General features: G+C 70.1%; 18 protein-coding genes and 1 riboswitch. Of the genes, 8 read left to right on the forward strand and 10 right to left on the reverse strand.

Going from position 1 to position 20,294, the window contains the following annotated elements; all coding sequences use genetic code 11:
- Positions 1-113 precede the first annotated feature (113 nt).
- From ACZ63H_RS36330 to qcrA (ACZ63H_RS36345), 4 genes are all read right to left on the reverse strand, one after another.
- Complete coding sequence (locus ACZ63H_RS36330) at positions 114-1,475, reverse strand: aminotransferase class V-fold PLP-dependent enzyme (RefSeq protein WP_469872537.1); 1,362 nt, start codon at positions 1,473-1,475, stop codon at positions 114-116.
- A 138-nt stretch (positions 1,476-1,613) separates the two neighbouring features.
- Positions 1,614-1,730, reverse strand: a riboswitch (SAM riboswitch).
- An 80-nt stretch (positions 1,731-1,810) separates the two neighbouring features.
- Positions 1,811-2,875, reverse strand: a complete 1,065-nt coding sequence (gene trpD / locus ACZ63H_RS36335; RefSeq protein ID WP_469872539.1) for an anthranilate phosphoribosyltransferase — start codon at positions 2,873-2,875, stop codon at positions 1,811-1,813.
- Positions 2,876-2,985: 110 nt separating this feature from the next.
- Positions 2,986-4,641, reverse strand: a complete 1,656-nt coding sequence (qcrB, locus tag ACZ63H_RS36340) for a cytochrome bc1 complex cytochrome b subunit (protein WP_469872541.1) — start codon at positions 4,639-4,641, stop codon at positions 2,986-2,988.
- Positions 4,638-5,705, reverse strand: coding sequence for a cytochrome bc1 complex Rieske iron-sulfur subunit (qcrA, locus tag ACZ63H_RS36345; RefSeq protein WP_469872543.1), 1,068 nt, complete (start codon positions 5,703-5,705; stop codon positions 4,638-4,640). Before qcrA (ACZ63H_RS36345) ends, qcrB (ACZ63H_RS36340) begins: the two co-directional genes overlap by 4 nt.
- Before the next feature lie 587 nt (positions 5,706-6,292).
- Here qcrA (ACZ63H_RS36345) and ACZ63H_RS36350 point away from each other — a divergent pair.
- From ACZ63H_RS36350 to ACZ63H_RS36380, 7 genes are all read left to right on the forward strand, one after another.
- On the forward strand, positions 6,293-7,264 hold the full coding sequence (locus ACZ63H_RS36350) for a 3-oxoacyl-ACP synthase III family protein (protein WP_469872545.1): 972 nt from the start codon (positions 6,293-6,295) through the stop codon (positions 7,262-7,264).
- 93 nt (positions 7,265-7,357) lie between these two features.
- Positions 7,358-8,038 carry a hypothetical protein gene (locus ACZ63H_RS36355; protein WP_467940218.1) on the forward strand — a complete coding sequence of 227 codons (681 nt, stop codon included), beginning with the start codon at positions 7,358-7,360 and terminating at the stop codon, positions 8,036-8,038.
- Between the two features lie 71 nt (positions 8,039-8,109).
- Positions 8,110-9,888, forward strand: coding sequence for a thiamine pyrophosphate-binding protein (locus ACZ63H_RS36360; RefSeq protein WP_469872547.1), 1,779 nt, complete (start codon positions 8,110-8,112; stop codon positions 9,886-9,888).
- Positions 9,889-10,027: 139 nt separating this feature from the next.
- Complete coding sequence (locus tag ACZ63H_RS36365) at positions 10,028-11,041, forward strand: phytoene/squalene synthase family protein (RefSeq protein WP_469872549.1); 1,014 nt, start codon at positions 10,028-10,030, stop codon at positions 11,039-11,041.
- Positions 11,038-12,048, forward strand: coding sequence for a beta-ketoacyl-ACP synthase III (locus ACZ63H_RS36370; protein WP_469872551.1), 1,011 nt, complete (start codon positions 11,038-11,040; stop codon positions 12,046-12,048). The genes ACZ63H_RS36365 and ACZ63H_RS36370 overlap by 4 nt, the downstream gene beginning before the upstream one ends.
- Before the next feature lie 26 nt (positions 12,049-12,074).
- Positions 12,075-12,314: an acyl carrier protein gene (locus ACZ63H_RS36375; RefSeq protein ID WP_469872553.1), complete on the forward strand. Its 240-nt coding sequence runs from the start codon at positions 12,075-12,077 to the stop codon at positions 12,312-12,314.
- Positions 12,314-13,291 carry an aminotransferase class I/II-fold pyridoxal phosphate-dependent enzyme gene (locus tag ACZ63H_RS36380; RefSeq protein WP_469872555.1) on the forward strand — a complete coding sequence of 326 codons (978 nt, stop codon included), beginning with the start codon at positions 12,314-12,316 and terminating at the stop codon, positions 13,289-13,291. The genes ACZ63H_RS36375 and ACZ63H_RS36380 overlap by 1 nt, the downstream gene beginning before the upstream one ends.
- 71 nt (positions 13,292-13,362) lie before the next feature.
- Here the strand turns inward: ACZ63H_RS36380 and idi are convergent, their stop codons facing one another.
- From idi to ctaE, 6 genes are all read right to left on the reverse strand, one after another.
- The gene (idi, locus tag ACZ63H_RS36385; RefSeq protein WP_469872557.1) at positions 13,363-13,935 is read right to left on the reverse strand and encodes an isopentenyl-diphosphate Delta-isomerase; all 573 of its coding nucleotides are present in this window, start codon (positions 13,933-13,935) and stop codon (positions 13,363-13,365) included.
- A gap of 4 nt (positions 13,936-13,939) precedes the next feature.
- Positions 13,940-15,190 (reverse strand): cytochrome P450, encoded by a 1,251-nt coding sequence (locus tag ACZ63H_RS36390; protein ID WP_469872559.1) that lies wholly within the window; start codon positions 15,188-15,190, stop codon positions 13,940-13,942.
- Between the two features lie 201 nt (positions 15,191-15,391).
- Positions 15,392-17,047: a cytochrome bc1 complex cytochrome b subunit gene (qcrB, locus tag ACZ63H_RS36395; RefSeq protein ID WP_469872561.1), complete on the reverse strand. Its 1,656-nt coding sequence runs from the start codon at positions 17,045-17,047 to the stop codon at positions 15,392-15,394.
- Positions 17,044-18,102, reverse strand: a complete 1,059-nt coding sequence (qcrA, locus tag ACZ63H_RS36400; protein ID WP_469872562.1) for a cytochrome bc1 complex Rieske iron-sulfur subunit — start codon at positions 18,100-18,102, stop codon at positions 17,044-17,046. The genes qcrB (ACZ63H_RS36395) and qcrA (ACZ63H_RS36400) overlap by 4 nt, the downstream gene beginning before the upstream one ends.
- Positions 18,099-18,911, reverse strand: a complete 813-nt coding sequence (gene qcrC, locus ACZ63H_RS36405) for a cytochrome bc1 complex diheme cytochrome c subunit (RefSeq protein ID WP_030783242.1) — start codon at positions 18,909-18,911, stop codon at positions 18,099-18,101. The genes qcrA (ACZ63H_RS36400) and qcrC overlap by 4 nt, the downstream gene beginning before the upstream one ends.
- A gap of 62 nt (positions 18,912-18,973) precedes the next feature.
- Complete coding sequence (ctaE, locus tag ACZ63H_RS36410; RefSeq protein ID WP_030616646.1) at positions 18,974-19,594, reverse strand: aa3-type cytochrome oxidase subunit III; 621 nt, start codon at positions 19,592-19,594, stop codon at positions 18,974-18,976.
- 154 nt (positions 19,595-19,748) lie between these two features.
- Between ctaE and ACZ63H_RS36415 the strand changes: the two genes are divergently transcribed.
- Positions 19,749-20,150: a response regulator gene (locus ACZ63H_RS36415; RefSeq protein WP_469872565.1), complete on the forward strand. Its 402-nt coding sequence runs from the start codon at positions 19,749-19,751 to the stop codon at positions 20,148-20,150.
- The last annotated feature ends 144 nt before the right edge of the window (positions 20,151-20,294 follow it).

Below are 20,294 nucleotides of genomic sequence, written 5' to 3' on the forward strand. Positions count from 1 at the left end.
CCCCCCCCCCCCCCCCCCCCACCCCCCCCCCCCCCCCCCCCCCCCCCCCCCCCCCCCCCCCCCCCCCCCCCCCCCCCCCCCCCCCCCCCCCCCCCGCTGCTCCTCGTCCGGTCTCAGACCGCCGGCACGCAGCGGCCCTCCTCCGTGCGGTACCGCCACTTCGCGCCGTCCCGGACCAGCTCCCCGACGGCGTTCACGAAGCGCTCCACGTGCTCGTCGGGGGTGCCCGCGCCGAAGCTGACGCGGATGGCGTTGAGGGACTTCTCGCCGGGGGCCGCCTCGGGGGCGCCGCACTCGCCCTGGGTCCCCGGGTCGGTGCCGAGCAGGGTGCGCACCAGCGGGTGGGCGCAGAAGAGGCCGTCGCGGACGCCGATGCCGTACTCGGCGGAGAGCGCGGCGGCGAAGTGGGAGCTGTTCCAGCCCCGGACGACGAAGGAGAGGACGCCGACGCGCGGGGCGTCGTCGCCGAACAGGGACAGCACGCGCACCTCGGGGATCTCGGCCAGGCCCGCGCGGACCTTGTCGATCAGGTGCCGTTCGCGGGCGACCAGGGTGTCCCAGCCGGCCTCGGTGAGGGCCTTGCAGGCGGAGGCGATGGCGTAGGCGCCGATGACGTTCGGGGAGCCGGCCTCGTGGCGGGCCGCGGTCTCGTGCCACTCGACGGCCACCCCGCCGTCCTCGCGCCGGGTCACCCGGCGGCTGGCGCCGCCGCCCGCGAGGTACGGCTCGGCCGCCTGGAGCCAGTCGGCGCGGCCGGCGAGGACGCCGGAGCCGAAGGGGGCGTAGAGCTTGTGGCCGGAGAAGGCGATCCAGTCGACGTCGAGGTCCGCGACGGACACCGGGTGGTGCGGGGCGAGCTGGGCGGCGTCCAGGACGATCCGGGCACCGTGCGCGTGCGCGGCGGCGGCCAGTTCGCGCACCGGCCACAGCTCTCCGGTGACGTTGGAGGCGCCGGTGACGCAGACCAGGGCGGGGCCGTACGGGTCGCGGTCGGCGAGGGCCCGCTCCAGGATCTGCACGGCCTGGCCGGGGGTGCGCGGGGCGTCGAGGTAGGTGACCCGGGCGTGCTGCCAGGGCAGCAGGGAGGCGTGGTGCTCGGTCTCGAAGACGAAGACCTGGCAGTCGGCCGGGATCACCCGGGCCAGCAGGTTCAGGGAGTCGGTGGTGGAGCGGGTGAACACCACCTGGTCGCCGGCCCGGCAGCCGAGGAACTCGGCGACGGTCCTGCGGGCGTTCTCGAACAGGTCGGTGGAGAGCTGGGAGAGGTAGCCGGCCCCGCGGTGGACGCTGCCGTAGTAGGGGGCGTAGGCGGCGACGTCGTCCCAGACGCGCTGGAGGGCGGGGGCGCTGGCCGCGTAGTCGAGGGCCGCGTAGGCGACTTCTCCGCCGGTGACCAGCGGGACGGTGACATCTCGCCCCAGAACGGGCAGAGGGGTGCAAAGCGACTGGTCGGCGGCAGCGGTGCAGACAGACATGGCGGACTCCCGTGAAGGAATGCGAGGAAGGAAGGCGAAGGGGAGAAAAGGGTGTGCGGAGGCGGGGCTCTGCGGCCCTAACGCATTCGCTTGCTCACGGAAGACTCCCCGACGACCAGGATCCCTGGTGGTGCGAGGGATCCGCGCTTGCCGTGGACCCTGCTGTCCACGGCCTGGTCTTCACCCGGGGCACCCCGCCACGGACGGAGGGTTGCCGGACAGTCGGCCGGGGCCTCATGACTGTCACTCATGACCTGGTACAGGAACGTACGTGAAGTGATCGCCGTCCCGCAACCCGGTGTCCGGATCGCGGGACGGTCCCCGCCGGGGCCGGATCAGGCGTTGCTGGCGGCCACCCAGCGCTCCAGCACGCGCCCGGCCGCTCCGGAGTCGACGGACTCGGCGGCCTTCGCGATCCCCGCGCGGATCCGGTCGGCGAGCGGCTCGTCCGTCGGGTCAAGGGCCGCCAGCGCCGCCGCGGAGTTCAGCAGGACGGCGTCCCGCACGGCGCCCCGCTCGCCCTCCAGCAGCCGGCGCGCGACCTCGGCGTTGTACTCCGGGTCGCCGCCGCGCAGCGCCTCCACCGGGACCAGGTCGATGCCGACGTCCCGGGGGTCGAAGGACTCCTCGGCCACCTTGCCGTCGCGCACCACCCAGACCCGGGAGGTGGCCGTCGTGGTCAGCTCGTCCAGCCCGTCGTCGCCGCGGAAGACCAGCGAGGAGTTGCCGCGTTCGGCGAGCACGCCCGCGACGATCGGGGCCTCGCGGGCGACGGCCACGCCGACCGCCTGGGCCCGCACCCGCGCCGGGTTGGTCAGCGGACCGAGCAGGTTGAACACCGTGCGGATGCCCAACTGCCCGCGCGCGGCGCCGACATGGCGCAGCGCCGGGTGGAACTTCACGGCGAAGCAGAAGGTGATGCCGGCCTCCTCCGCGACCTCGGCCACCCGGCGGGGCGTCAGGTCGAGGTTGACCCCGAGCTTCTCCAGCACGTCGGAGGAGCCGGAGGCCGAGGACGCGGCCCGGTTGCCGTGCTTGACGACCTTCGCGCCCGTGCCGGCCACGACCAGCGAGGCCATGGTGGAGATGTTCACCGTCTTGGCCCCGTCGCCGCCGGTGCCGACGATGTCGACGGTGCGGCCGGGCACCTCGATCACGTTCGCGTGCCGGTACATCGTGCGGACCAGACCGGTGATCTCCTCGACCGTCTGCCCCTTCGCGCGCAGCGCCACCGCGAACCCGGCGATCTGCGCGTCGGTCGCCTCGCCGCGCATGATCTTGTCCATCGCCCAGGCGGTGTCGTCGGCGGCCAGGTCCCGGCCCTCCAGCAGACCGTTCAGCAGGACGGGCCAGGAGCGGCCCGCCGCGGTGTCGCCTCCAGCGGGGGTCACAGCGCTCATCAGCCGCTCCTTGTCCAGATGCCTGCTCGTCGTCCCCACCCTATCCAGCCGGACGCACGCCGAGGGGCCCCGTCCCGCAACCCGGACGGGGCCCCTCGGCGCGGCGGGGGTCAGTGGTGGCCGTGGCCGCCCGCGATCTCCTTGTACTCGTCCACGGTCGGCTTGGGGATCTGGCTCTCCTCGCCGAAGTAGGCGTTCGACAGCTTCACGCGCAGCTTCTCCGAGGCCGGGACCCTGCGCTCGACGCCGTTCTCGTCGACGGCCGGGCCGATCTCGTCCGGCGTGTACTGCTTGTGCGAGGTGAGCGTGTGCAGCTGCTCCTGGCTGAGCGGTTCGTGCACCTCGATGTACTCGCCGTGCGGGAGCCGCTGGACGATGCCGGTCTCGCGGCCGTGCAGCACCTTGTCGCGGTCCCGGCGCTGGAGGCCCAGGCAGATCCGCTTGGTGACGAGGAAGGCGATGACCGGGCCGACGAAGTAGGCGATCCGGACGAACCAGGTGACGGCGTTGATCGACAGGTGGAAGTGGGTGGCGAAGATGTCGTTGCCGCCGCCGATCAGCATCACGAAGTACAGGGTCAGCCAGGCGACGCCGAGCGCGGTGCGCGTCGGGGCGTTGCGCGGGCGGTCCAGGATGTGGTGCTCGCGCTTGTCGCCGGTGATCCACGCCTCGACGAACGGGTAGACCGCGATGGCCGCGAGCATCAGGCCGAACACGACCAGCGGGACGAACACGCCCATGACGAGGGTGTGGCCCCAGAAGCGGATCTCCCAGCCGGGCATGGCGCGGATCAGCCCCTCGGCCATGCCCATGTACCAGTCGGGCTGGGCGCCGGTGGAGACCTGGTCGGGGCGGTAGGGGCCGATCGCCCAGATCGGGTTGATCTGGGCGATGGCGGAGAGGGCCGCGAGGACACCGAAGACCAGGAAGAAGAAGCCTCCGGCCTTGGCCATGTACACGGGCATCAGCGGCATGCCGACGACGTTCTTCTCGGTCTTGCCGGGGCCCGTGAACTGGGTGTGCTTGTGGTAGAAGACCAGGATCAGGTGGGCCACCACGAGTCCCAGCATGATGCCCGGCAGCAGCAGGATGTGGATGGTGTAGAAGCGGGCCACGAAGTCGTGGCCCGGGAACTGGCCGCCGAAGAGGAAGAACGACAGGTACGTGCCGACGATCGGCACGGACAGGATCGCGCCCTCCATGAAGCGGACACCGGTGCCGGAGAGCAGGTCGTCCGGCAGGGAGTAGCCGGTGAAGCCGGTGAACATGCCGAGGACGAGCAGCAGGAAGCCGAAGAGCCAGTTGAGTTCGCGGGGCTTGCGGAACGCGCCGGAGAAGAACACGCGCATCATGTGCACGAACATCCCGGCGATGAACACGACCGCGCCCCAGTGGTGGATCTGCCGCATGAGCAGGCCGCCGCGCACGTCGAAGGAGAGGTGCAGGGTCGAGCTGAACGCCTCGGACATCAGCTGCCCCTGGAGCGGCACGTAGCTGCCGTGGTACGTCACCTCGTTCATCGACGGGTGGAAGAACAGCGTCAGGAAGACACCCGTCAGGATGATGATCAGGAAGGAGTAGAGGCAGACCTCGCCCAGCATGAACGACCAGTGGTCGGGGAAGATCTTGCGCAGGTTGGCCTTGGCCAGGGTGTAGAGCCCCAGCCGCCCGTCGGCCCAGTCGGCCAGGCGCTCGCCGGCCGGTGCCGTCCCGCGACGGCGGCCGGCCGTGCCGGGGCGGGGGTTCTCGGTCGGTGCAGTACTCATCCGCGCTCCCAGAAAGCAGGACCGACGGGCTCCTCGAAGTCGCCGAGCGCCTGGAGGTAACCCTCGCTGTCCACGCCGATGCGCAATTGCGGCAGGGCGTGGCCGGCGGGGCCGAAGATCACTCGGGCGCCGTCGGTGAGGTCGAAGGTGGACTGGTGGCAGGGGCAGAGCACGTGGTGCGTCTGCTGTTCGTACAGCGAGATCGGGCAGCCGACGTGGGTGCAGATCTTCGAGTAGGCGACGATGCCCTGGTGCGACCAGTCGAGCTCGCGCCTGTCCTTGATGTCGCCCGGCTGGAGCCGGACGATCATCAGGGCCGCCTTGGCGATCTCGTCCTGGAAGTCCTCGTCGTGTTCCGCCAGGCCGTCGGGCTTGGCGAAGGTCAGTGAGCCGACGGGCACGTCCTCCGGGCGCAGCGGCTGGTCGGTGTTCATGTTGACCAGGCGCTTGCCCTTGGCCCACAGGGTGTGGCGCAGGGTGGTGCCCGGTGCCGGCCCGAGACCGCCGAGGAGCATCACACCGGACAGCGGCACCAGGGCCATCGCGCCGAGCATGGTGGTGCGGATCAGCTTGCGGCGGCCGAGGCCCGACTCGGCGGCGCCCTGGCGGAAGTCCGCGTGGACCTTCGTCCGGACCTCGGGCGACGCCTCGATCGGGTGCCGGTCGTCGGCCACCTCCACGTCCGACATCAGGGTGCGGGCCCAGTGGACCGCGCCCGCGCCGATGCAGAAGAGGGCCACGCCCAGCGTCAGGCCGAGCGCGAGGTTCATCGCGCTGAGACGGCCGAGGGGGAAGACGTAGACCGACTTGTCGTTCGGGATGGTCAGGTAGGCGACGATGAAGCCGAGGGTGGCCAGCATCGACAGCGTGAACAGCCGGGCCACCGTGCGCTCGGACCGCTTCGCGGCCCGCTCGTCGACGTCCTGGATCCGGTGCTCGTGCGGGGGCAGTCCGGGGTCCGCGAACGGATTCTCCTCGTCGGCCACCGAGACGGCACCGTGCACACCCGTGCCGGCGGGCTGCTCGGCAGGCGGGCGCCCTTCCGGCATGTCCCGGTTTCCCATAGTGCTCCAGACCGCCGTGGTTTGGTGTATTCACACCGTACTACGCAGATTGTCCGGATAGCCGGGCCATTACTCCGGCCGGGGGTGTTTCGAACGGGAGGGCCGCGACCGCCCGCCGGGCCGCCCCTCCGTACGGCCGCGGGGGCTCCGCGCGCGGCCGTACGGCGCGGCCCGGACGGAGGGGCGGCCGGACCCCGTTCACCACCCCGTAATCCGGCCATCGGTGAATCGGCGTTAGAAAGCTCACGTTTGGCGGCGCGCTGCGGTAAACCAGCCGCGCCGTGGAACCCGACGGGTCATCAACTCGCTGCGATATGGCGGGATTCGGCCAAACAGCCGACCGAACGTTACCATCTGGTTACCTCGCCGGTATCGATCCGTTATCACCGTGATCATAAGGTGATTTTCGTTCTCACCGCGCAAGGGAATTCCCCTCCGTCGCCTGCGCAACGACGGGGGAAGCGGGGCCGGTCAACGAGCTTTTCATTGTTCTCTCGGGGCCCCGAAGTATGTCCGATCGGCATTTCCGCGGGCAGCATCAGTACAAAGACGGGGAAAAATTCGTGTCACAAACTCGCATTGTCGACGTGGTTAATTTCATGCCGGAGCGGGTGGTCCGGAACAGCGAGCTGTCAGGCGAGGACGGCGATCTCGGCGACCACGCGTTCTTCGCGGGCGTGCACGAGCGGCGCTTCGCGTGGCCCGACTACACGTCAGCCCAGCTGGGCACGAAGGCGCTCGAGAAGCTCCTGGAGCGAAACGGCGTACGGGCCGAGGACGTCGACCTCATCATCTGCGCCTCCCAGCTGAACGACGCCTTCTCGCCCGGCGTCGGCACGGCCATCCAGTACGCGGTCGGCGCCACCAAGGCCGCCGTACTGCAGGTCGACAACGGCTGCTGCTCCTGGATCTCCTCCATCAACACGGCCCGGGCCTTCATCGACTCGGGCCAGTACCGTACGGTCGCGGTGGTCACGGTCACCAACTTCGTCTCCCGGCTGGAGGAGTTCCAGAAGGCCCCGGAGTCCCGGGTGCTCGGTGACGGCGCGTCCGCCACCCTCGTCACGGCCGGCGGCGAGCCCACCATCCTCTCCATCCACGAGCAGGCGTTCGGGGAGAACTGGGGAGCGCTCAAGGTCGAGCCGGACACCGTCGAGGGCATGGAGATCCCCTACTGGTCGGCGGGTTCCGGCGCGCTGACCGTGAAGTTCGACCAGTCCATGCTGGCGCGTCTGTACACCGTCACCATGGAGCAGCTTCCCCAGGCGGTCGACGTCGCGCTGGAGAAGGCCGGTGTGGCGAACGAGGACATCGCCTTCCTGATCACCCACCAGCCGAACGAGAAATACGTCGCCGAGTGGCGCAAGCGCTGCGGATTCGACGATTCCCGCGCGCACGACACGCTCGCCACCTACGGCAACATGTTCCAGGGCACCCTTCCGGTGACTTTCGCCGACGCCCTCGACAAGAAGATGATCTCGCCCGGCGATCTCATCGCGTTCGCGACCTTCTCGCACGGCGGAGAACTCGTCGGTTCCATGGTCTGGCGCTGGAACTGACCTTCCCGGGCACACCCGCCTGCCCGTTCCCCCTCCTTTCCTTTCATTTCCCTTCATTTCGTTCATTCCCTTACCCACTGCATGAGGAGAAGTATGTCCGCGCGCGTTCCCGACGAGTCCGGTCTCGCTCAGAACTACGTCCTGGACCGGTCCGACCTCGAGGGCCTGGACCTGGTGTGGAACGAGAACACCGGCATGGACGACATGATGAAGCTCATGGAGAGCAAGACGAAGGAGACGTACGACCACGGCGAGATCTTCGGTCAGTACTGTTCCCTCGCCGAGCACATCAACGTCCCCTACGACATCGTCTTCGAGTACGCCGCCAACGCCCGCTCCCTGGAGGAGTGGACGTACTCCATCCGCAACATGAAGCACCTCGGCGGCGGTCTGTACCGCGCGGACGAGATGATCCAGCCGAACACGGACATCTACATCCGCGCCGAGGCGCAGAAGGGCCCCGAGCACGGTCTCGTGGTCTACCCGTGCGCCTGGGACCAGGGCCACGAGCTGTGGATGCGCTACTACATGACCATCATCGACTCGTCGAAGGTGCTCGACAAGCCGGGCACCGTGGTGCTGTGGACCAACTGCAAGCACCCGTACTACGACCGCGCCACGGAGAACGTCCCGGACTACATCGCCGAGGGCCGGGCGCGCACCGACCGCGTCTGGGTCGGTGACATCTGGCCCGTCTTCCACGCCGGTCACAGCATCGAGATGGGCAACCTCAAGCGGATCCTGGAGCACCGCTTCGGCGCCGACAAGGCCTGAGCCCGCCGCGGGGCGGCCCCGGCCGCCCCGTTCAGCTCCACGACGAAGCACACGCCACACATGGGGGATTAATGCGGCTGGCCGATGCCTTGGTCACGGTTCTGCGCGATCTGGACACCAGGTACGTATTCGGAGTCAGTGGCGCGAACATCGAGCACGTCCACGATGCGGTCGAAAGGCTCGGTCAGGGCCGTCTGACGTCGGTGCTGGCGAAGCGGGAGGACGGGGCGGCGTTCATGGCGGACGCCCGCGCCCGGGTCCACCGCACGCTGGGGGTGTGCTGTGCGACCTCCGGCGGCGGGATGATGAACCTGGTGGCCGGGCTGGCGGAGTCGCACGCCGAGTCGGTACCGGTCCTCGCGCTGGTCGGGCAGCCGCCGGCCGCACTGGACGGCCGCGGCTCCTTCCAGGACGCCTCCGGGATCGGCCGGACCGTGGACGGTCTGGCGCTGCTGCGGGCCATCACCAAGAAGGCCGTCCGGGTCACCGGGGCGGAGGGCTTCTGGGACCTGCTGCGCGACGCCGTCACCACCTGCCTGAGCGGGCGCAAGGGCCCGGTGGCCCTGCTGCTCCCCCGGGACTGCTACGAGCTGGAGGTCGGCGACCTCCCGGCCGACTGGCCGGACCACCTCGGCGCCTTCATCGAACCCGAACCGCTGCCCGAACAGGACGCGTCCGCCCTCTTCGACCGGCTGCGCGAGGCCAGTGCCCCGGTGCTGCTGGTCGGGCACGGCAACCGCCGGTCCTGCGACCCCGAGGCGGTGCGCGTCTTCGCCGAGCGGACCCGGATCCCCGTGGTGACCACCATGGGCGCGCGCGGCGAGTTCCCGAACGACAGCGACCTGTACCTGGGGGTCGTCGGCGAGGGCGGTCATCCCTCGGCGGCCGAGTATGTGGCCAAGTCCGACTTCGTGGTCCTGGTGGGCACGGGGCTGGCCATGATGACCCGGCGGGCGCTCGGCGACTGGGACCCGGCGCGCGCCGGCGCGGTCAACATCGACCTCGGTGAGATCGAGCGCTCCCGCCTCGCCGACACCACGGTCCGCGGGGACATCGGCGAGGTGTTCCGGCTGCTGGAACGGCTGCGCGCCGAGCGGCCCTTCACGGCCCCGCCGGTCACCGGCTACGAGCTGACCCGCTTCGTGGCCCGGCCCGCCGTCCCCGTCCCGGGGCGCACCGGGCGGACCGACGAGGACGCGCTGCTGCAGAGCGAGGCCGTCCGGCTGCTCCAGGACCACCTGCCCCGCGACGGGCACCTGCTGTACGACGCCGGGAACTGCGCCGTCGCCTCCATGCACTACGGCAGCGTCCCGGCCGGCTCCTCCTCCACCATCGCGCTGGGGATGGGCGGCATGGGCTACAGCGTCGGGGCCGCGGTCGGCGCCCAGCTGGGCTCGCCGGAGGGCACCCGGACCGTGGTGTTCTGCGGTGACGGCGCGTTCCTGATGAGCGGCCTGGAGGCGCACACCGCCGTGGAGCTGGGGCTGCCCATCCTCTACGTCGTCTTCAACAACGGCATGCACGGCATGTGCGCCTCGCGCCAGCAGCGGTTCTTCGACTCCCGGATCACCGCCGTGGACTACACGCCCGTCGACGTGTGCACGGTGGCGCGCGGTCTCGGCGGCCCGGACCGGCTGTGGGCCGCGAGCGCCGGCACCGCCGCCGAGCTGTCCCAGCGGCTGGACGAGTACCGGCGCCACGCGCACCTGCCCGGCGTCCTGGAACTCCGGCTCACCGTGGAGGAGGAGCCGCCCTTCGCCTCCTTCCTCCCCGCCGACGCCCCGACCGTGTCCGTGCCCGCGCCGCGGCGGTCCGCCGTCCCGTACGAGATGACCGGCAGCGCTCTCTGACGCGTCGCCCGCCGCACGCCTCCGTACGTCTTCGTACGCCTCAGTACGCCTCCGTCCGCGCGTCGCCGCACACGTCCCGCCGCCGCATCCGGCCGAGCGGGGCGGCGGTGACGCGCGGACCCCATCGGAAAGAAACCACATGACAGTGCAAGAGCTGGACCTCGCAGGCATCACGGACTCCGGGCTGCGCGCCGACTACATCGCGAGCTCCCAGCTGTTCCGCAAGATCGGCCGGGGCCGCTTCCTCGGCCGCTACATGATGCACCCGGCCAAGCGGCCCTACTTCGACACCTTCTTCTCGTTCGTCTGCTACATCGACGACCTGGCCGACGACATCAACCTGAGCGTCGACGTCCGGGCCCGCCGGCTGGACGAGTGGCAGCGCACCTACCTGGCCGTCGCCAAGGGCGAGGAGCTGGGCGGCGAGCACCCGCCGTCGCTGTCGGAGCAGACGGACGCCGCCCTGGCCCGCGCCCTGGTCCACACCCTGCGCACCTGGGACCTGCCCTACCTGCGCGTGCCCGAGTTCGTCGACGGCCACCGCAAGGCCCTGACGACGTACGAGTACGCGAACGAGGAGGAGCTGGACGACTTCCTGGAGACCGTCACGCTGCTGCCCGCGATCTGGATCAACCAGATCTTCGAGCCGCTGAGCGAGGACGCCGAGGAGCTGTGCCGGCGCACCATCACGGCCTTCCAGCTGCTGGACTTCATCTGGGACCTGCGCGAGGACCTGGACCTGGGCCGGCTGTACCTCCCGCTGGACCACCTCGCCCGCTTCGGCCTGACCCGGGCGGACCTCGACCGCCAGATCGGCAGCGGCTACATCAGCGACTCCCTGCGCGAGCTGGTCCAGTTCGAGATCGACATCGCCCGGGGGCACCTGGACGCCGGCCGTTCCTGGCCGCAGACGCTGCACCCGACGGCGCGGATCTTCATGGAGACCGACATCCAGACGCACGACTCCATGTTCCCGGAGATGATCAAGGACGACTACGCGTTCTTCAAGAACCCCCGGCGCGGCATCGACTTCGTCTCGGGCCGGATGATCCCGCGCACGGCCAAGGCCATCGCCCGGGCCCGCAAGGCCAACCAGCAGGCCACCCGCGCCGGTTACCGCATCCGGCCGCCGTACCAGGGCACCGGGGCATGACCCGCGGGGCGATCCTGAGCGGCCTGGGCACCTGGCTCCCGCCGCGGGTGGTCACCAACGACATGCTCTCGTCGGAGCTGGACACCACCGACGAGTGGATCCGGACCCGCACCGGCATCGCCCAGCGGCACATCGCGTCGCCGGGCATGAGCACCGGGCACCTCGCCACCGAGGCGGCGCGCCGGGCGCTGAAGTCGGCCGGCACCGACCGCGTCGACGTGGTCGTCGTCGCCACGAGCACCCCGGACCGCCCCTGCCCCGCGACCGCCCCGGTGGTCGCCTCCGCCCTCGGGCTGTCCGGGACCGGCGCCTTCGACGTGGCCGCGGTGTGCACGGGCTTCGTGTACGCGCTGGCCACCGCAGCGGGGCTGATCGCCGGCCAGGTCGCGGACAGCGCCCTGGTGGTCGGCGCGGACACCTTCTCCACCATCCTCGACCCGCGGGACCGCACCACCCGGGTGATCTTCGGTGACGGCGCCGGCGCGGTCGTGCTGCGCGCCGGCGACCGGTCCGAGCAGGGCGCCCTCACGGGCTTCGACCTGGGCAGCGACGGAGCGGGCGTGGACCTCATCACGGTGCCCGGCGGGGGCTCCGAGCAGCGGCTGAGCGGGGACGGGGCCGCCCCGGGCGACGCGTACTTCCACATGGACGGCCCGCAGGTCTTCACCCGTGCCGTCCGGTACATGACCGGGTCGGTGCGCAAGGTCCTGGACGCCGCCGCGCTCGCCCCCGGGGACGTCGCCCACCTGGTCCCGCACCAGGCGAACGTCAGGATCCTCGACACCTGCGCCCGGGAGCTCGGGCTGCCCGCCGAGCGCGTCGTGAAGAACATCGACCGGGTCGGCAACACCGTGGCCGCCTCCATCCCGCTCGCGCTCGCCGCGGGTGCGGCCGACGGACGGCTGCGGGCGGGCGACCCGGTGGTCCTCACCGGCTTCGGCGGCGGTCTGACCTGGGGCTCGGCACTCCTCACCTGGCCCGGCGGCCTCACGGTGATCGACGACTGACGACACCCTCCACAGAGAAGAGAATCATGAACACCATCGACCAGAACCTGAAGGAACTGCTCGACGAGCGGTTCCCCCAGTCCACCGACCGCCTCTTCGAGGGCGCGTCGTTCAAAGACGCCGGCGTGGACTCGATGGGCGTCGTCGAATTCATCGTGGCCCTGGAGCGGCAGTTCGGCACCCCGACGCTGAACGGCAACGAGCTGGGCGTCGAGTCCACGCTCCAGGACGCGCGCGACCTGCTCACGTCGGTGGGCGTCGGCTGATGCCCCAGCCGCATCGGCTCACGCTGAACGAACACCCGCTGCCGCCGCTCGACTCCGTAGCCGCCGAGATCGCCCGGCACGCCGGTGCGGTCAACCGGTACCCGGAGTTCTATCCCGAGCGGCTGCGCGGGATCGTCGCCGACTGGCTGGGGCTGCCCGGTGAGCAGGTCGTCCTCGGCGCGGGGTCCGTGGGCGTCGCCCTCCAGGCGCTCCAGGCGAGTGTGTCCGCCGGCGGGGGGCTGGCATACGGGTGGCGCAACTTCGACGCCTATCCCCTGCTCGCCGACATGGTCGGGGCCCGCGCCCTGGAGGTGCCCCTGCTCCCGGGCGGCCACCAGGACCTCGACGCCCTGGCGAAGGCGGTCCAGGACGCGGACGCGGTCATCGTGTGCAACCCGCACAACCCGACCGGTCAGCTGGTCGCCGGGGACGACCTGAAGGAGTTCGTCGCCCGGGTCCCCGAGCACGTGCTGGTCGTCCTGGACGAGGCGTACATCGAGTTCGTCGCCCCGTCCGGCCGCACGGACTCGCTGCGCTGGGTGCGGGAGTTCCCGAACCTGCTGGTGCTGCGCACGTTCTCCAAGGCCTGGGGGCTGGCCAACATGCGCGTCGGGTACGGCGTGACGTCCCCCGAGTGGGCCGCGAGGATCGGCCGCTACCAGCTTCCGTACGCCCTGAGCACCCTGTCGGCGGTGGCGGTGGAGACCTCCCTGCGCGCCCAGCCGGAGCTGGAGGAGCGGATCGCCCTCATCGTCGGGGAGCGGGAGCGGCTGTCCGGCGGGCTGGCCCGCGGCGGCTGGAAGGTGCTGCCGAGCCACACCAACTTCCTGTGGCTGGACGAACCGGAGCGGGCCGAGGAGATCCGTGCCGCCCTGGAGGCCGAGGACGTCCACGCCCGCGTCTACGCCGGCGAGGGCGTCCGCCTCACCGTCGGCGACACCGACGCCAACGACAGCGTGCTGCGCGCCCTGGCCTGAGCCGCCTCGCGAAAGAGCCGCTGCCGACGGTCTCCCGTCGGCAGCGGCTCTTTCGTGTGCCGGGGCCTAGCTCACCAGCCGCTGTCCGGCGCGATGCGCCGCACGCCCGGCAGGGCCGCCTCCAGGACGGTGGGGAACCAGGCCGAGAAGCCGGTCTCGGCGCGCAGCGCGGCCAGCTCCTCCGGGGTCACGAAGCGGTAGTCGTGGATCTCGGACGGGTCCGGTTCCGGAGTGTCCTCCACCAGGCCGACGAAGAGGTGGTTGTACTCCTTCTCGACCAGCCCGGAGATCTCGTCCGGGTGCTCGTAGGTGACCGTGCCGGCCGGCTCCAGCGGGACTGCGTGCAGGCCCAGCTCCTCGCCGACCCGGCGGGCCGCCGCCTTTTCCGCGGGCTCGTCCGGGTACGGATGACCGCAGCAGGTGTTGGACCACACGCCCGGCGAGTGGTACTTCGTCAGGGCGCGCTGCTGGAGCAGCATGCGTCCCTCGGTGTCGAACAGGAAGACCGAGAAGGCGCGGTGCAGACGCCCGGGGGCCTGGTGCGCCGAGAGCTTCTCGGCGACCCCGATCGTGCGGCCCTCCTCGTCGACGAGTTCGAGCAGGATCGGCTCCGTCGCGGCACTGCCGGAGGTTTCCGTGGTCATCGGCTCAGCCCACCCTGGGAGTCGTGGTGACGGGCAGCCGGGCCGGACCGCGCAGCCACAGGCCGGGCTTCAGCTCCACCTCGTCGTCTTCCGGCTTGATCGAGGCGCAGCGCTTGGCGAGCCCGATCAGCGCCTCCTTGGCCATCAGCCGGGAGAGGTTGTCGCCGAGGCAGTAGTGGATGCCGCGGCCGAAGGACAGGTGCTTGCGGCCGTGCGCGCCGAGGGCCAGGGTGTCGGGGTTCCGGAAGGTCCGCTCGTCCCGGTTGGCCGCGGCCAGCATGAGCAGCACCACGGCACCGGCCTCCATGGTCCGGCCGTGCAGGGTGATCGGCTCGTTGACCACGCGCCAGGAGGCGTGCGTGGGCGGCTCCAGGCGCAGCACCTCGTCCAGCACGTCGTCCGCGAGGGAGTGGTCGGCGGCGAGCCGCTCCAGCACGTCCGGGTGCTCGGCCAGGATGACCGCGGCGTTGCCGATGAGGTTGGCGAACGTGTCCAGGCCCGGCACGATGAGCAGCACGCACACCGCGGCGATCTGGTGGATCGTCAGGCCCTCGATGGTCTCGCCGGCCCGGGTCAGCTCGGTGATCAGGTCGGTGCCGTCGCCGCCCTCGCGCTCCTTGAGCACCTTGACGAAGTACTCGGTGCACTGCGCCACCGCGCGCTGGCAGGCGATCGCCACGTCCTCCGACGGCGCGGCGCCCAGCTCCAGGATGTGCGCGATCTCCGTCGACCAGGCGGCGAGGAGCTTCTGGTCCTCGCGGTCGATGCCCATCATGTCGCCGAGCACGCGCACGGGCAGCTGGGAGGCCAGCACCTCCATGACGTCGAACCGCTCGGGCAGGTCCGCCAGCAGCTCGTCCACGACCGTGGTGACCGACGTGATCAGCGCCTCCACCGCGGACGGGGTGAAGGGCGCGGCGACGAGGTTGCGCAGCTTGGTGTGGTCCGGCGGGTCCAGCAGCCGGAAGAGGTTGGCGTCCCAGCCGTCCAGACCGAGGCCCAGGAACGGCGGCGGCTCCTCGTCGGGGCCTCCGGCCACCTGGGCGAAGAACTGGGTGCCTCCGAGGTCCTTGCCGAGCCGGCGGTCGCGCAGCAGGGCCTCGACGTCCTCGTAGCGGCTGACCACCCAGGAGTTGAGCGGGCCCGCCAGCACGGGGTGCTCGTCGCGGAGCTTCGCGTAGACCGGGTAGGGGTTCCGACGGAAACCGGGATCGGTCGGATCGAAGAAGAATTCGGGCTCGGCAGGATCTGCCATCAGTGTCTCCCCCATTATCACGCCGTGGGCGGCCCGTGCGGGCTTCTGGCCCCGGCTCAAGATCACGACGATGTGATCATAGCCTCGATCCAGCGACAGCTGGATAACGGGTCGATAACCCCGGACACATTCCGTACACAAAAGGGCGGCCCCACGGACCGGGTCCGTGGGGCCGCCTGCGTGGCGTTCAGCAGCGGTGGATCAGTGGTGGCCGTGGCCGCTCGTGATCTCCTTGTACTCCTCGGCCCTCGGCTTCGGGATCTGGGCGTTCTCGCCGTAGTAGGCGTGGGACAGCTTCGCCCGCAGCTTCTGGGAGGCCGGCACCTTGCGCTCGACGCCGTTCTCGTCGACCGCCGGGCCGATCTCGGCCGGCGCGTACTGCTCGTGCGCGGTGAGCGTGTGCAGCTGCTCCTGGCTGAGCGGCTCGTGCACCTCGATGAACTCACCGTGCGGCAGCCGCTTGATGATGCCGGTCTCCCGACCGTGCAGCACCTTCTCGCGGTCCCGGCGCTGGAGGCCGAGGCAGATCCGCTTGGTGACGATGTACCCGAGGACCGGACCGGCGAACAGGAAGACCCGGACGAAGTAGGTGACGGAGTTGACCGACAGGTGGAAGTGCGTCGCCCACAGGTCGTTGCCACCACCCAGCATGGCCACGGCGAAGAACACCAGCCAGGCGACACCGAGCGCGGTGCGCGTCGGGGCGTTGCGCGGGCGGTCCAGGATGTGGTGCTCGCGCTTGTCGCCGGTGATCCAGGACTCGATGAACGGGTAGACCGCGATCGAGACCAGCATCAGGCCGAAGACGAGCAGCGGGATGAGGACACCGAGGACCAGGGTGTGGCCCGCGACGTTGATCTCCCAGCCCGGCATCACACGCACGAAGCCCTCGGAGAAGCCCATGTACCAGTCGGGCTGGGCGCCGGTGGACACCTGGTCCGGACGGTAGGGGCCCATCGCCCAGATCGGGTTGATCTGCGCGACCGCGGCGAGCATCGCGAGGACACCGAAGACCAGGAAGAAGAAGCCTCCGGCCTTGGCCATGTAGACCGGCAGCAGCGGCATGCCGACGACGTTCTTCTCGGTCTTGCCGGGACCCGCGAACTGCGTGTGCTTGTGGTAGAAGACCAGGATCAGGTGGGCCACCATCAGGCCCAGCATGATGCCCGGCAGCAGCAGGATGTGGATCGAGTAGAACCGGGCCACGAAGTCGTGGCCGGGGAACTCGCCGCCGAAGAGGAAGAACGAGATGTACGTGCCGACGATCGGCATGGACAGCACCAGACCCTCGGCGATGCGGACACCGGTGCCGGAGAGCAGGTCGTCCGGGAGCGAGTAGCCGGTGAAGCCGGTGAACATGCCGAGGACGAACAGCAGGAAGCCGAAGAGCCAGTTGACCTCACGCGGCTTGCGGAACGCGCCGGTGAAGAACACGCGCATCATGTGCACGAACATGCCGGCGAGGAAGACCACCGCGCCCCAGTGGTGGATCTGCCGGATGAGCAGGCCACCGCGCACGTCGAAGGAGATGTGCAGGGTCGAGTTGAACGCCTCGGACATCAGCTGTCCCTGCATGGGGACGTAGCTGCCGTGGTACTCCACCTCGTTCATCGACGGGTGGAAGAACAGCGTCAGATAGACACCCGTCAGGATGACGATGATGAAGCTGTACATGCACACTTCGCCCAGCATGAACGACCAGTGGTCGGGGAAGATCTTGCGCATGTTGGCCTTGGCCAGGGAGTAGATCCCGAGCCGGCCGTCGGCCCAGTCGGCGACGCGCTCGCCGGCCGGTGCCTTCCCGCGAGAGCGGCCCGCCGCGGCGGACGAAGGCGTTTCGTTCGGTGCAGTACTCATCCGCGCTCCCAGAAAGCAGGACCGACGGGCTCCTCGAAGTCGCCGAGCGCCTGGAGGTAACCCTCACTGTCCACGCCGATGCGCAGCTGCGGCAGGGCGTGGCCGGCGGGGCCGAAGATCACTCGGGCGCCGTCGGTGAGGTCGAAGGTGGACTGGTGGCACGGGCACAGCACGTGGTGCGTCTGCTGCTCGTACAGCGAGATCGGGCAGCCCACGTGGGTGCAGATCTTCGAGTACGCGACGATGCCCTGGTGCGACCAGTCGAGCTCGCGCTTGTCCTTGATGTCGCCCGGCTGGAGCCGGACGATCATCAGGGCCGCCTTGGCGATCTCGTTCTGGAAGTCCTCGTCGTGCTCCGACATACCGTCGGGCATGGCGAAGGTCAGCGAGCCGACGGCCACGTCCTCGGGACGCAGCGGCTGGTTGGTGTTCATGTTGACCAGGCGCTTGCCCTTGGCCCACATCGTGTGCCGCAGCTTCGTCTTGGGCGCGGGGCCCAGACCGCCGAGGAGCATCACACCGGACAGCGGCACCAGCGCCATCGCGCCGAACATGGTGTTGCGGATCAGCTTGCGGCGGCCGAAGCCCGACTCCGCGGCACCCTGGCGGAAGTCCGCGTGGACCTTCGCCCGGACCTCGGGAGACGCCTCGATCGGGTGCCGGTCGTCGGCCACCTCCACGTCCGACATCAGCGTGCGGGCCCAGTGGACCGCGCCCGCGCCGATGCAGAACAGCGCCACGCCCAGCGTCAGGCCCAGCGCGAAGTTCATCGCGCTCAGGTGCCCGATCGGGAAGACGAAGATCGACTTGTCGTTCGGGATCGCCAGGTACGAGACGATGAAGCCGAGGGTGGCCAGCATCGACACCGTGAACAGGAACGCCACCGCGCGCTCGGACCGCTTCGCGGCCCGCTCGTCGATGTCCTGGATCCGGTGCTCGTGGGGCGGCAGACCCGGGTCCGCGAACGGGTTCTCCTCGTCCGCGGTCGCTACCGCGCCGTGCGCGTGGTCCTGCTCAGCGGGCAGGTTCTCTTCAGGAATGTCTTGGCTACTCATGACTTCTTGGCCTTTGCGGTCCGAGCGGCGACCCAGACGGCGACCGCGATCAGCGTGCCGAGGCCGAAGATCCAGCCGAACAGGCCCTCGCTGACCGGCCCGAGGCCGCCCAGCTCCAGACCACCCGGGTTCTCCGTCTTGTCACCGTTGACCGCGTTCAGGTACGCGATGATGTCCTTCTTGTTCTTCTCCGACATCGTGGTGTCGGGGAAGGACGGCATGTTCTGCGGGCCGGTCTGCATGGCCTCGTAGATGTGCTTCGGAGCGACACCCTCCAGCGTCGGGGCGAACTTGCCCTTGGTCAGGGCACCGCCCTTGCCGGTGAAGTTGTGGCACTGCGCGCAGTTGGTGCGGAACAGCTCGCCGCCCTTGGCGATGTCCGCGCCGTCGGGGCCGTACTGCTGCTTGGTGGGCACGCTCGGGCCGGCGCCCAGCGACGCGACGTACGCGGCGAGCTGGTCGATCTGGGCCTGCGTGTAGATGGGCTTCTTGCGCGGGACCTGGGCGCCCTGCGAGGTCGCGGCGGGCATACGGCCGGTGCCGACCTGGAAGTCGACGGCCGCGGCGCCGACGCCGACGAGGCTCGGTCCGTCGGAGGAGCCCTGGCCACCGGTGCCGTGGCAGCTGGCGCAGCCGACCTCGTAGAGCTTCTTGCCCTCCTTGATGGTCAGGGACTGGGAGGATTCATCGGCCTGCGCCTTGCCCGCGGGCGCGAACGCGGCGTACAGCCCCCCAGTGGCCGCCAGCGCGAGGAGTAGGACGACGACCGCCGCCAGCGGATGGCGTCGTCGTGCGGAGAGCTTTTTCACGGATTACCCCGGTGTCAGGATCTTCTGCGTCGGTGCTTCTGGATGTGCCGGAACGATCCCGGCTACTTGATCAGGTAGATCGTGGCGAAGAGGCCGATCCAGACGACATCGACGAAGTGCCAGTAGTAGGACACGACGATGGCGGCGGTCGCCTGCTCGTGAGTGAACCTCTTGGCCATGTAGGTACGGCCGAGGACCAGCAGGAAGGCGATGAGGCCGCCCGTCACGTGCAGGCCGTGGAAGCCGGTGGTCAGGTAGAACACCGAGCCGTACGGGTCCGAGGACAGCGAGATGCCGTCCTTCTTCACCAGCTCGGTGTACTCGTAGATCTGACCGCCGATGAAGATCGCACCCATGATGAAGGTGAGGATGAACCAGCCACGGAGCTTCTTCACATCGCCGCGCTCTGCGGCGAACACGCCGAGCTGGCAGGTGAGGGAGGAGAGCACCAGGATCGTGGTGTTCGTCGCGGAGAAGGGCACGTTCAGCGCGTGCGCCATCTCCTTCCAGTGGTCCGGTCCGGTCACCGACCGGAGGGTGAAGTACATCGCGAAGAGGGCCGCGAAGAACATCAGCTCGGAACTCAGCCAGATGATGGTTCCGACGCTGGTGAGGTTCGGCCGGTTGACCGACGGGTGCGCGTGCCCTGTTTCTACTGTCGTTGCTGTCGCCACGACCGACATTATGTCGGTCGCTTATCTCGCGCTCACTCCGGGGGGTGCCGTTCGGAGTGTTGCCGCCCGCCGAACCGGTGCTGACGTGGTGTTCGGGGGAGTAGCATCCGCCCAGACGGCCCTGCCCGTCCCGTCCGTACGACGCCGACGTCCCGGAGGAACAATGCAGCCGACCGCCACGGTGCTGGTCTATAGCGACGACTCCAACACTCGCGAACAAGTACGGCTGGCCGCCGGGCGCCGGCCCGCTCCGGACGTCCCCCTGGTGGAGTTCGTGGAGTGCGCGACCCCGGACGCGGTGCTGCGGGAGCTGGACAGGGGCGGGGTCGACGTCTGCGTGCTGGACGGCGAGGCCGTGCCGATGGGCGGCATGGGCGTGTGCCGGCAGATCAAGGACGAGGTGTTCGGCTGCCCGCCGGTGCTGTTGCTCATGGGCCGGCCGCAGGACGCGTGGCTGGCCACGTGGAGCCGTGCGGACGCGGCTGTGACGCTGCCGGTGGACCCCGTGGAGTTCGCCTCCGCGCTGGCCTCCCTGCTGCGGCGCAAGAGGCTCGTGGGCGCGTAGGAGGCGGTTGTGGGCGCCTGAGGGCGCGGGGCGCGCGGGAGCGCGGGGGGGGGGAGGGCCGCCCGGGCCCCGCGGGGCCCCGGGGGGGCAAACGCCTCCCCCCCCCCCCCCCCCGCGGATTAGAGGGCCCCCGCCTGAGGGGGC

This window comes from Streptomyces sp. NPDC104831 (assembly GCF_055583025.1).

Coding starts and splice junctions, on each gene's coding strand:
- ACZ63H_RS36330 (WP_469872537.1), bottom strand. CDS start 1,475: ATGTCTGTCTGCACCGCTGCCGCCGACCAGTCGCTTTGCACCCCTCTG.
- ACZ63H_RS36370 (WP_469872551.1), top strand. CDS start 11,038: ATGACCCGCGGGGCGATCCTGAGCGGCCTGGGCACCTGGCTCCCGCCG.
- ACZ63H_RS36380 (WP_469872555.1), top strand. CDS start 12,314: ATGCCCCAGCCGCATCGGCTCACGCTGAACGAACACCCGCTGCCGCCG.
- ACZ63H_RS36375 (WP_469872553.1), top strand. CDS start 12,075: ATGAACACCATCGACCAGAACCTGAAGGAACTGCTCGACGAGCGGTTC.
- qcrA (WP_469872562.1), bottom strand. CDS start 18,102: ATGAGTAGCCAAGACATTCCTGAAGAGAACCTGCCCGCTGAGCAGGAC.
- idi (WP_469872557.1), bottom strand. CDS start 13,935: ATGACCACGGAAACCTCCGGCAGTGCCGCGACGGAGCCGATCCTGCTC.
- ACZ63H_RS36390 (WP_469872559.1), bottom strand. CDS start 15,190: ATGGCAGATCCTGCCGAGCCCGAATTCTTCTTCGATCCGACCGATCCC.
- qcrB (WP_469872561.1), bottom strand. CDS start 17,047: ATGAGTACTGCACCGAACGAAACGCCTTCGTCCGCCGCGGCGGGCCGC.
- ACZ63H_RS36355 (WP_467940218.1), top strand. CDS start 7,358: ATGTCCGCGCGCGTTCCCGACGAGTCCGGTCTCGCTCAGAACTACGTC.
- qcrA (WP_469872543.1), bottom strand. CDS start 5,705: ATGGGAAACCGGGACATGCCGGAAGGGCGCCCGCCTGCCGAGCAGCCC.
- trpD (WP_469872539.1), bottom strand. CDS start 2,875: ATGAGCGCTGTGACCCCCGCTGGAGGCGACACCGCGGCGGGCCGCTCC.
- ACZ63H_RS36365 (WP_469872549.1), top strand. CDS start 10,028: ATGACAGTGCAAGAGCTGGACCTCGCAGGCATCACGGACTCCGGGCTG.
- ACZ63H_RS36360 (WP_469872547.1), top strand. CDS start 8,110: ATGCGGCTGGCCGATGCCTTGGTCACGGTTCTGCGCGATCTGGACACC.
- ACZ63H_RS36415 (WP_469872565.1), top strand. CDS start 19,749: ATGCAGCCGACCGCCACGGTGCTGGTCTATAGCGACGACTCCAACACT.
- qcrB (WP_469872541.1), bottom strand. CDS start 4,641: ATGAGTACTGCACCGACCGAGAACCCCCGCCCCGGCACGGCCGGCCGC.
- ctaE (WP_030616646.1), bottom strand. CDS start 19,594: ATGTCGGTCGTGGCGACAGCAACGACAGTAGAAACAGGGCACGCGCAC.